We start from the raw sequence: 7,791 nt of genomic DNA on the forward strand, positions 1-7,791 counted from the left end.
TCCCAAATTTGATGTAGAGCTTTACTGCTCTAATACGATCTTCGTATGAATACATGAACTACCTCCAAGTAGTCCAAGTTTTTATCCGCACCCCCGGCTGGTCAATATTGAGTGCGCGCCAACACCTAATACGTGACACCGTGTTTCCCTACCAGAGGCAATTTCGTCTGCAATTCTACAAGTCGCCGTCTCGGTTCAGCAAGTTGACAATAGCCTCATTCAACTGTTACGGCAGGAAATTCCTCTTTAAGCCAAACCACGTGCTGTGAATCCTCGATCGCATACACACCTCTTGCACTGTTCCACACCAAAGTTTTCTTTCGAAGTGCTTCCAGTGCGTACTGGATGGAGGAGTCGTCAACAACAACTTCCGAAGTTGAAAAATTTTTGCACAAGGCGTTATATTTTTGTACGGTGGCTGGCCGAAACGGAGCATAGTCTGCGCCAGTTGTAGCCATCACTACCAAAACAGACGCCTGCAAAGGTGGAAGGCTATTCACCTGGCGCATAAAATTCTGTTTGCTATCCAAGTTAATTGCCGAAAATATAGACCTGAATTCAGAGTCAACATTCCAGTCAGTGACGTTAAACCGAAATGCTAAATCGTCAAGGGCCTTATGCAAGGTTTCGGGTTTGTGGCCAGATGCAATGAATTCCGACTCAACGGTCGCGAGGGACGGCGCAACCAACCCGCCGTACTGTGATAGCTCCCACTCTACGAAGTCTTTCCCTAGGGGCTCCAGATCAAACAGGACAGCATTGAGGAAGGCCTGGTCTTTCCCATTAACTAGCATACTGAGCTTATCTCGGTTCGATCCTGTCGCGATCAACCGAAATCCATTATGAGCAGAACCATTTAGTTGGTCGCGTGCTGCTTTTAGGGCATACAATGCGTTGGCACCGGCCTCCGTTGTGATAGCGTGCTGCGCCTCGTCAATCACTAAAACAATTACCGCTTGAGTAGCATCACTTAACTCTGCAAGTGCCTTTGCCAGTGTTTTTCCTGTGCCAATGCCGACCTTAGCGATATCAACTGAGACTCCACCGACATTGATTTTTTCCAAGCCGCCCTTGCGCGCCCATTGGAGTAGCACGCCCTCGCGCTTTTGTAGGTGTTCCCGAACAGCTTCGGCAATTAAGTCGCCTGGATCGCGGCTTCGATCGCTCCACAAGTCCACGTAAATGACCTCAGCCTTAAGCCCCCTCAGCGACGGAATGATATCCTCAATAATGAAAGTGCTTTTGCCAGTGCGCCGAGGCGCTGAAATGAACACACCAGACCGTCCATTGGCAGACAAGGTTCTTTGGACAATTTGCCGGGCTAACTCTGGCCGGTGAAAAATAGGAATTTCAGTTGTCATGATATAAACGCTTGAACTGTATTACAAAGAATTATAGTTCATTATAGTCTACCCACTAGATTTTGCTATAGGAAATTATAGTTTTTTATAGTCTATTATAGTAATTAACATTTAATTAATGTCGCAACGCGCTTATTGCGGTTTTGTCGCGTTAAGCGAGATGCTCATATCACTACATACGGTGGTATTGTCAACTTGCTGAACCGAGACGGCGACTTGTAGAATTGCAGACGAAATTGCCTCTGGTAGGGGTTCTAAGCCCAACCCCGCGAAATCTTTAAGGCGTCAATACCACCCCTTCCAATATGGACTCTAAATCAATTGGTCGCCGCTTGTCTCGGAATGCGTAGTGTCCAAGGAAATGCAAGTGCTGCCATGCCGCCGGTGAGATGCGCCTGAGTAAGTCCATTGCCTTCTCGTTACCCGTTGTCAGATAGCGACCCAGCAGACCAGACAACAACATGGAATTGTAAGCAATCACCACGTTGGCAATCAGTCGGCCACAGTGGTTGCTGATGTCCACTTCCAAGTCAGTGCGCCCCGTCAGCTCCTTCTTCCCGTTCACCTGCGCGATTGTCGAGCGCAACTGGTGGTAGGACTCAATGCGGTTTTCGGAGCGATTAACATCGCGTTGTAATTGAGGGTCGCGCAAATAGCGCAGCGTGTAAATTGTGCGGATCAATTTGTCATATTCAAAGAGCGCCTTGCGCGTGCGGTGGTGGCCTGACAGCGTACAGATTTTGCGTACGAGTACGCTTTGACTCATTTCCTTGAGTCCCAGAGTGGCAGCAATGTGATCTAAATTTGTTTTTTCTGCAACGATCAGATCGCGGTCAATTTCACCCACCGACTGAATCAGAAAATCGCCGTACCCGTTCTTCCCGGGGCCACGGTAGAGATGCTTTAATTGCGTTTGCAAATTCGTAAAGCGCGGAGCCAAGTTCATACCGAACCAATGAAGGAGGGCAAAGTTGGCCATGTTAATACTGTGCATGTCGCCAGTGATCATAGTGGGTCTGATATCGGACGTGTTGTTGTAGCAGATGTCGAACACCCAGTAACTTTCGTGCTGGTTGGCACCCAGCAGTTCCGTTTGCAACGCCACATGATTGGCCAACAACGTGAAGGCGACAACGCCTCGATCCTTGCCAAAATATTTACGTGAGTGGCGCGCCTTGAGCGTCGGGGAGGCTGCGCCAAATTTTTGCCCGTCCACGCTGCCGTAGAGCACATCCATATCAATCGAGTAGTATGGAAAAATCGGCAGACTGGCGATAAAGTTGCTGATCATGTCGTTCGCATCAATCAGCGTGGCCGGACGTAAATGCTGCTGGTGCGTGGCTTCCAGAACGTGGTACGGAATGTCGCAAGTCTCCGCCATTTTGAAATTGCCATGGTTCATAGCCTGAGCAATAATGACAGCCATCAAGCTGTCTTCGTCGGCAATTTTCTTGGCATACCGAGGCTGCAAGGGTTTCATGGCTGACAGGAAGTTGCAGCGCTCATTCACAAACCGAAACACGTCAGCGATGTCACGAGCCTGAAGCTTGCCGTAAAAACCTTGCTGTATTTGCTTATCCTTGTCCGCCTTGGGACGATGCCAGATCAGCGTTTGTTTGTCTTGGTCAAATTCGAGGTGCTTGAGCTTGCCACTGCGCAGTTCCGCATCGAATGCTCGCCACTGTGTATCGAGTTCGATAAACAAGGCGTCTAGGGTCGTGTCAACCGGCTGGCGGAGCCAAGGTATATCCAAGGCTTTGAGGGCATCGGCTTTAGCCTCCATGGACACCAGATCATCGGCAAAACGCCGATGTTGTATGCTGTCGTCGAGGTAAATATCACCCATATCGAGGCGTTTGCGCAGTTGCCGGTAAACCCAAAACTCGTAGCGGTCACCACGTAGGCCAATAGCTTTGCCATTCGTGTCAAAGTCCAGCAAAAAGCTGCGCAATCTGGTGGGAATCGTGCGAAGTGGAATATCTTCCGGTGGCTGTTTAGAAAGACGCTGCTGACTGGCAAAGACTCCCTTCATCCATTCCAACGCGTCCAGCCAGATTTTGCCACTGGCACTGCTGCTGGCGAAATTTAGGGATATAGCCAGTGGGCGCAGATTTTTTGTGCAAAGCCCACTCTGCTTGTCCACCGCTTGCCAGCGCAAATCCATCTGGCTGACAGGTGTCGAAGTCAGGAGCTTGCCGGTCGAGCGCAACGTTTCCTCAGGCATGATGCCAAATGCCCGGTGTCGCACTGTGCCGAAAGGGGTAACGTCAGTGAGCGAGTCATCCACATACAGCAAGAGCAGTTCGCCGACCCGTGGCGTGGCTTGCTGCCGTTCGTTGTGTATTTTGACGGCCTGCTGGTTGGCGACCGCCTTGGTGTCGTCTTCGAGCTGCCGCGTGTGGTAGCCAAAGGCTTCCACTACATTGTCCGTGAGTTGCCGGTAACGCTGCCAGGCGTAACAGAGTAAATAGAGGTTGGTCTGGCCGGACTTGAATCGCCGTAAATCGTAGATGGTGTAGAAGTTGGCCAGACTGGCGTAGTAGGCAATGTTGAGCTGCGAAAGGTCAAGACCTGGCAGCAGTGCCTTGGCGATAGTATATAAGGGAGCCAGCGTGAGGCGTTTTTGACGCTCTAAACCCATCTGACGATAGCGAAAACTTTTGGCATCTTGTTTGAGTGCGGCCAAATCTGACAAGGTGTTTTCTCTCACCAATAATTGTTGCAACGCGTCGCGTGAATCATCAGTCAAAGCCGATTCGACCAACTGCTCTAGGCGCTCACGTTCGGCAGTGAGGGCGCTCGCGATCAAGTCTTGTAGCGTGGAGTAGCCTGGTCGCACGATGCGCTGGCCAATCAAAAACACCATCAATTCGGCCAGCAAAAAAGTGGAGGAGACATCTGTTCTGGTCAGCCGTGTCATTTTGGCGAGCAAGCCTGCATGGTCATCGTCAGACCAGAGGCGAAAACAAAACAAGGCGGCAATGGCTTTGCGAGGCAGGTAGCGATCGTTGTCGCTCACCTGCTGCGTAGGCGATGCCTGCCCAGGAAAATACCTTTGAATGAGGAAGGCAATGTCTTCCGTGGGCGCATCGCCCAGAGAAGAACGGAAAAAAGCATACTTGGCCTTGAAGTAGCCTATTTGCAAAAGGCAATGGAGTTGTGCCGCCATCCCTTTGCGTGCAAATGCCAAGTCACGCTCAGCATCTGTCATGGCAAAGAACTCGATGCGTTGAAAGTCATCAAATTCAGGTAATGCGTACAGGGCGGTTTTCTCGGCCCTCGAAAGAATAGTCAGTCGTTTGCTTTCGTCACCACGCATGTTGCGGTCCTTTTCGCCATAAAAATTAATTGTTCTTCGAGCTCTATGGAGAGCACATGCTACAGAAGCATAAATCTCACAAACGAGGGATTTTGAGAAGTCGCGCTAGGCCACCGAAGCGACACCGAAATCAAGGTATTACGATTCTCGAAAATAGTTCTTGAAATGTTATTCTCGATCCCTTACCATTGCAATGAGTTTCGATAAGAAAGGATGCCCATGCGACCGTCCGTTGTGCTCGACATGAAGCGAAGTGCAGTACGCGAGGCGGTGAACCGTTTTCGCACGGCGAATCCGCGCGTCTTCGGTTCGGTTCTTCATGGCACCGACCGGGACGGCAGCGACCTTGATCTGTTGGTCGATGCGCTGCCTGGTGCCACGTTATTGGACTTAGGTGGTCTGCAAGACGATCTGGAATCGCTACTCGGCATTCACGTTGATTTGCTGACACCCGGCGACTTGCCGCCGAAATTCCGGGCTAAGGTGCTCGCGGAGGCGCAGCCGGTATGAATGAGAACCGTCTGCCTGATTACATCGATCACATACAGCAGGCCGCAGCAGATGTGTGCAGCTTCGTGGAAGGGTTGGCCAAGGACGACTTCATGACCGACAAGCGCACCCAGCAGGCCGTCATCATGAGTCTCATCATCATCGGCGAGGCCGCCACAAAGGTGATGGAGGGCTATGTCGCGTTCACTAATGCGCACCCCGAGGTGCCGTGGCGCAACATGCGCGGCATGCGTAATCGCATGGCACACGGCTATTTCGACATCAATCTCGATGTAGTATGGGAGACGGCACAGGAATGGCTACCGGAGCTACTCAAGCAACTGCCTGCCATGCGCCAAGATGCCGACGACGAAGGGAGAGAACCATGACCAACGACGACAAGCCGCCGATGTTCGGCTACTCTGCTGTGATCAACCCACTCACCTATGAACCGCGTTCTGGCAAGTCAGCCTTGATGAATGAGTCAATGGCTGAATTTGCGGGAAAACCGATATCGCTTGCCGAGACGATCTTCGGGAACTGTACGACGACGATTCCGCTGAAGTTTGCCTTCGACCGCAATGACACGGGTCATATCGCGCCGACTCGCAATGGCATGTCAGTCTTGCCTGACGATTTACAGCACGAGCAAGCCAAGGCTGGGAGCCAGATCGCCGCAAATGAGCACGTCCAGCATTGAGGCACTGGCTAGCGCCTGGGTGCGTATCGCCGAGGAAGTGATGCTCCCGCCTGACTACGAAGGGACGGCCACACCTGCGGCGCATCGGGCATCCGAAGCCATCCAAGCACGGATTCGTGACCACATCGTCGCCACCAATGATATGCGCCTGTTTGGCCTGCTGCACCTGCTCGGCCAAGCATCACTGTCCATGGAGCAGACGTTGTGGCCGGAAGATTTTGCGCGCATGACGCGCGAGATCGAGGAAGCACTTCGTGAAGCTGACGACCCCAACGCCAATTTTTACACGCACGAAGAAGTCATGCAGGCGATGCAGGATCGCATCGACCGGGCGCGAGACAAGCCATGCTAATCGGCTATGCACGTGTCTCGACGCAGGATCAGAACCTTGAGTTGCAGCGGGATGCCTTAACCAAGGCTGGGTGCCAGAAGATTTTTGAGGACAAGGTGAGCGGTACGCGAGCTGATCGCCCCGGCTTGGGAAAGGCGCAGGAAATGCTGCGCGAGGGCGACACTTTGGTGGTTTGGAAGCTGGATCGCCTTGGTCGCAGCGTCAAGCAACTGGTCGATCTGGTCGGCGAGCTTCACAAGCAGGGCATCCAGTTCAAGAGCCTGACCGACGCCATCGACACCGGTACGCCGTCTGGCAGATTCTTTTTCCACGTCATGGCCAGCCTCGCCGAGATGGAGCGCGAGCTGATCGTCGAGCGTACCAGAGCGGGGCTGGAAGTTGCCCGCCAGCTTGGTCGTAAGGGTGGTCGCAAGCCCAAGATGACCGATAGCAAGATCGTATCGGCCAAGAAACTGCTGGCCAGCGGCGTTCCTCCCAAGGATGTGGCCAAGAACCTCGGCGTGTCCGTTCCCACTCTATACCGCTGGGTTCCAGCTTCTTCTACGCACGCCTAAAGATTTCGCGGGGTTGGGCTTAGAACCCCTGGTAGGGAAACACGGTGTCACGTATTAGGCTTTTTTTGCTACGTCGGTGAGCTCATCCCATATACAATATGCCTACGTGCGGACATGCCTGTACTGCTCCGCTGTCAAGCTGTTGCGCCGGCACCGAAAGGCATTGTTGATCGGGTTCTGCGCCGACAAAAAGCGCTGAGCTTGGCCGGATGACTTGGAGCGGCGCGTCTGTCGCTTTCGTTACCGCGTCGGTTGATGCGAGAGTTCGGCCCGGTTGTTTAGGCCCTTGTGCTAGCGATACTCGACACCCGGCATGATTGGCGTCTTCGCCACAGGCGAATCGTCTCGTACGTGACGATGATGCCAAGGCTGGCCATAAGCTCTTGTATGTCGCGAAAACTCCGCGCAAACCAGAAGTAGAGCCACACGACATGACTAATGATTTCTGCCGGATAGCGGAAGCCGCGGTAGCGTAGGGATTTTTCCATCACGCTACTTTACAAAATTTTCCCGCAGCCCGTAAGTTGACACTACCTTATTTAGTATCTCTAACTTTTTACCTTAACGACGCGCCGGACTGCTTGTGGTTGTGGGAACTACATACCAAACGGTCGAGAACCGCGTCTGCAATTGTCTTGTTATCGAAAGCGTCGTTCCATTTCTCAGTTGGACATTGGCTGGAAAATATTGTTGATTTCACGCCCACTCGCGCGTCAATGAGTTCCACGACATCTTCTTCCGCCCGTCCAACGCACTCAACCGGCTAGTGATGCTTAGCCTTGTATTGCGATACGGTAGATTTTCGCTATAGGGGAGCACTTAATCCAACATGGTAGGAAACCATTGATACTAGAAATGGGTTCACAAATCGGGACGAATCAAGTTAGTTATCGACATCTCAAACTATTTTCACCATGGCGTGGCGTTGGTGCACTTCAAACTCGAAAAGCGGTGATGTTACGATGCGGCCTCAATTTTACTGATCGCCCCGATGCCCAACAAACACAACGACGATC

7 protein-coding genes and 2 pseudogenes are annotated in these 7,791 nt (G+C 52.2%); 5 read left to right on the forward strand and 4 right to left on the reverse strand.

Annotated features, from left to right (window positions below; all coding sequences use genetic code 11):
* Window positions 1-215 precede the first annotated feature (215 nt).
* Window positions 216-1,361 carry an AAA family ATPase gene (locus AAKU61_RS21575; RefSeq protein ID WP_322121752.1) on the reverse strand — a complete coding sequence of 382 codons (1,146 nt, stop codon included), beginning with the start codon at window positions 1,359-1,361 and terminating at the stop codon, window positions 216-218.
* 277 nt (window positions 1,362-1,638) lie between these two features.
* Window positions 1,639-4,680 carry a Tn3 family transposase gene (locus AAKU61_RS21580; RefSeq protein ID WP_354335597.1) on the reverse strand — a complete coding sequence of 1,014 codons (3,042 nt, stop codon included), beginning with the start codon at window positions 4,678-4,680 and terminating at the stop codon, window positions 1,639-1,641.
* Between the two features lie 219 nt (window positions 4,681-4,899).
* Here AAKU61_RS21580 and AAKU61_RS21585 point away from each other — a divergent pair, with 219 nt between their 5' ends.
* The 5 genes from AAKU61_RS21585 to AAKU61_RS21605 are packed head-to-tail and all read left to right on the forward strand — an operon-like array spanning window position 4,900 to window position 6,775.
* Window positions 4,900-5,190 (forward strand): nucleotidyltransferase family protein, encoded by a 291-nt coding sequence (locus AAKU61_RS21585; RefSeq protein WP_322210873.1) that lies wholly within the window; start codon window positions 4,900-4,902, stop codon window positions 5,188-5,190.
* Complete coding sequence (locus AAKU61_RS21590; RefSeq protein WP_354335600.1) at window positions 5,187-5,558, forward strand: HepT-like ribonuclease domain-containing protein; 372 nt, start codon at window positions 5,187-5,189, stop codon at window positions 5,556-5,558. Before AAKU61_RS21585 ends, AAKU61_RS21590 begins: the two co-directional genes overlap by 4 nt.
* Window positions 5,555-5,869: a hypothetical protein gene (locus AAKU61_RS21595; RefSeq protein ID WP_322210871.1), complete on the forward strand. Its 315-nt coding sequence runs from the start codon at window positions 5,555-5,557 to the stop codon at window positions 5,867-5,869. The genes AAKU61_RS21590 and AAKU61_RS21595 overlap by 4 nt, the downstream gene beginning before the upstream one ends.
* Window positions 5,850-6,221: a hypothetical protein gene (locus AAKU61_RS21600; RefSeq protein ID WP_322210870.1), complete on the forward strand. Its 372-nt coding sequence runs from the start codon at window positions 5,850-5,852 to the stop codon at window positions 6,219-6,221. Before AAKU61_RS21595 ends, AAKU61_RS21600 begins: the two co-directional genes overlap by 20 nt.
* Entirely contained in the window at window positions 6,215-6,775 is a 561-nt protein-coding gene (locus AAKU61_RS21605; protein ID WP_322210869.1) for a recombinase family protein, read from the forward strand. The genes AAKU61_RS21600 and AAKU61_RS21605 overlap by 7 nt, the downstream gene beginning before the upstream one ends.
* 102 nt (window positions 6,776-6,877) lie before the next feature.
* On the opposite strand, the pseudogene AAKU61_RS21610 reads toward AAKU61_RS21605, so the two are convergent.
* Window positions 6,878-7,263: pseudogene (locus AAKU61_RS21610) on the reverse strand (hypothetical protein).
* Between the two features lie 68 nt (window positions 7,264-7,331).
* A pseudogene (locus tag AAKU61_RS21615) lies at window positions 7,332-7,505 on the reverse strand (ATP-binding protein); the annotation flags it as partial.
* Window positions 7,506-7,791: the final 286 nt, after the last annotated feature.

The organism is Undibacterium sp. GrIS 1.2 (assembly GCF_040544435.1).
Classification (GTDB): Bacteria; Pseudomonadota; Gammaproteobacteria; order Burkholderiales; family Burkholderiaceae_D; genus Undibacterium.